Origin of the sequence: Cedecea neteri NBRC 105707 = ATCC 33855, assembly GCF_001571265.1 — a bacterium.
GTDB lineage: Bacteria > Pseudomonadota > Gammaproteobacteria > Enterobacterales > Enterobacteriaceae > Cedecea > Cedecea neteri.
This window is the reverse complement of sequence record NZ_BCTL01000109.1, coordinates 1-2,650: the sequence shown is the minus strand read 5'-3', so window position 1 is coordinate 2,650 and position 2,650 is coordinate 1. Positions and strand designations below refer to the sequence as shown.

Below are 2,650 nucleotides of genomic sequence, written 5' to 3'. Positions count from 1 at the left end.
CGTAAGCGTCACATTCATACCGTCTTTTATTTTTGCCCGCGTTTCCTACCATGGACACTTTCGCGAACATGGACACTACCGTGGACAAAAATACGCCTTACAACAGAAGACCCTGGATCTTCACAGCGCTGAGCCTTCGGTTTAATGAGGCTCTAACGTACCGTGAAATTGCGGAGCAGCTGAACATTAGCTCATCTTCCGTACATAAAATGTTCACTCGTTTTCGACGCACCGGCATTAACTGGCCGCTACCGGAGGAATATACGCCTGAACGCCTGGAGGAAGAGCTTTATGCCTTCAATCTTCAGACCAATCTTCCCGTAAAGAAACGCCGTCCTGACTGGCCTCTGGAGTTCAAAATTCGCATGGCGGAACTGACTTTGCAGCCAGACGCGTGTGTGGCTCAAATTGCACGTGAGCATGGCATTAACGATAACCTGCTGTTTAACTGGCGCAATCTGCATCGTCAGGGGCTACTGGATCCTGCCAACAGAGCGACCCTCATTCCGGTGACTATGGAGCCTGTTGTGCCTCCGCCCAGGCAAAACGGTGTCGTATTAACAGATATGCCACCGGTCATCAGCTGCAGGCTGACATTGCCAGGTGGAAGTCTCAACCTGACCGGTCCGCTGACCCCTGAGCTTCTGCGCGCACTGATCATCGAGCTCAGGGATGGTGAGTCATGATTAGCTTTCCGGCAGGTTCGCGCATCTGGCTGGTTGCCGGCGTGACAGATATGCGCTGTAGCTTCAACGGGCTGGCAGCGAAGGTGCAGAACACGCTACGAACCGATCCGTTCAGCGGCCATCTGTTTATCTTCCGTGGACGTCGTGGAGATATGATAAAGGTACTCTGGGCAGACCGGGACGGCCTGTGCCTGTTTACCAAAAGGCTGGAGCGTGGCCGCTTCGTCTGGCCGGTAACCCGCGACGGAAAAATCCATCTGACACCTGCGCAGCTGTCTATGTTGCTGGAGGGCATTAACTGGAAGCGTCCGCAGCGGACGGAACGACCTGGAATACGCATATAACCTGCTGTAAAGTGGGGTTATGGACACCTCATACCCTGATGAAAACGCCCGGCTCAGGGCGCTGCTGCAGGAGCAGCAGACTACCATCCGCAAAATGGCGGAATATAACCGTCTGCTCTCACTGCGGGTGGCGGCATATGCCAGTGAAATTAACCGGCTGAAGGCGCTGGTCGCTAAGCTTCAGCGCATGCAGTTCGGCAAAAGCTCCGAGAAGCTGCGAGAGAAAACGCAGCGCCAGGTCCGCGAGGCGGAGGAGCGCATCAGCGCTCTGCAGGAAGAGATGGCAGAGGTGCTGGGCGAGCAGCATGACCCGGTACTGCCGCAGCCGCTGCGCCAGTCTTCTGCCCGCAAACCGCTGCCGGCATCACTTCCCCGCGAAACCCGTACGCTGTCGCCGGCAGAAACAGCCTGTCCGGAATGCGGCGGGGAGCTCAGCGCGCTGGGGTGCGACGTATCGGAGCAGCTGGAGCTTATCAGCAGCGCCTTTAAGGTTATCGAAACACAGCGGCCAAAACTGGCCTGCTGCAGCTGCGACCACATCGTTCAGGCAGCCATGCCTTCAAAACCCATCGAGCGCAGCTATGCGGGTCCCGGCCTGCTGGCACGCATCGTCACGGCGAAGTTCGCCGAACATACACCTCACTATCGTCAGTCAGAGATATATCGCCGTCAGGGAGTTGAGCTGAGTCGTGCCACACTGGGGCGCTGGTCCGGCGCGGCCAGCGAGCTGCTGGAGCCGCTGTACGACCTGCTGCGCCAGTACGTGCTGATGCCGGGCAAGGTGCATACCGACGATATCCCTGTGCCGGTGCAGGAGCCGGGCAGCGGCAAAACCCGTACGGCCCGCCTGTGGGTCTACGTCCGGGATGACCGTAATGCGGGGTCACAGCTCCCACCGGCGGTGTGGTTCGCGTACTCGCCGGACCGGAAAGGCGTGCATCCACAGCAACATCTTGCCGGGTATAGCGGTATCCTGCAGGCGGACGCATACGGTGGCTACAACGCACTGTACGAAGACGGCCGCATCACGGAAGCGGCCTGCATGGCCCATGCGCGGCGAAAAATCCACGACGTGCATGCCCGCACGCCGACCGACATTACCACCGAAGCGTTGAAGCGCATCGGAAAGCTGTATGCCATCGAGGCGGAGATACGCGGCAGCCCGGCAGACAAACGGCTGACGGTACGAAAAGAGCGGACAGTCCCACTGATGCAGTCGCTGTATGACTGGATACAGGGGCAGATGACGGTGCTGTCGCGCCACTCGGATACGGCGAAGGCGTTCACGTACCTGCTGAAGCAGTGGGACGCGTTAAACCTGTACTGCAGCAACGGCTGGGCGGAGATAGACAACAACATCGCGGAGAACGCGCTGCGTGGCGTAGCCCTGGGCCGGAAAAACTGGCTGTTCGCCGGTTCGGATGCGGGTGGAGAGCGTGCTGCAGTGCTGTACTCGCTGATCGGCACCTGCCGGCTAAACGGCGTTGACCCCGAGACGTGGTTGCGTTACGTCATCGGCCATATACAGGACTGGCCGATGAACCGGGTCCGCGACCTGCTGCCATGGAAGGTCGATCTTACCCTTGCCTAAACGTCAATACGGTCTGAATGTGACGCTTA

General features: G+C 58.7%; 3 protein-coding genes. All 3 read left to right on the top strand.

Annotated features, from left to right (window positions below; genetic code table 11):
* The first annotated feature begins 80 nt into the window (after positions 1-80).
* Genes tnpA through tnpC form a run of 3 tightly spaced genes read left to right on the top strand, consistent with a single transcriptional unit; the run spans position 81 to position 2,621 of the window.
* On the top strand, positions 81-686 hold the full coding sequence (tnpA, locus tag CNE01S_RS23940; protein ID WP_245874334.1) for an IS66-like element accessory protein TnpA: 606 nt from the start codon (positions 81-83) through the stop codon (positions 684-686).
* Positions 683-1,030, top strand: a complete 348-nt coding sequence (gene tnpB, locus CNE01S_RS23935) for an IS66 family insertion sequence element accessory protein TnpB (RefSeq protein ID WP_061279193.1) — start codon at positions 683-685, stop codon at positions 1,028-1,030. The genes tnpA and tnpB overlap by 4 nt, the downstream gene beginning before the upstream one ends.
* A gap of 19 nt (positions 1,031-1,049) precedes the next feature.
* Positions 1,050-2,621, top strand: a complete 1,572-nt coding sequence (gene tnpC / locus CNE01S_RS23930; RefSeq protein WP_061279191.1) for an IS66 family transposase — start codon at positions 1,050-1,052, stop codon at positions 2,619-2,621.
* Positions 2,622-2,650: the final 29 nt, after the last annotated feature.

What these genes read in the sequence shown, in the direction of transcription:
- tnpB (WP_061279193.1), top strand. Translation starts at nt 683, where the DNA reads ATGATTAGCTTTCCGGCAGGTTCGCGCATCTGGCTGGTTGCCGGCGTG.
- tnpC (WP_061279191.1), top strand. Translation starts at nt 1,050, where the DNA reads ATGGACACCTCATACCCTGATGAAAACGCCCGGCTCAGGGCGCTGCTG.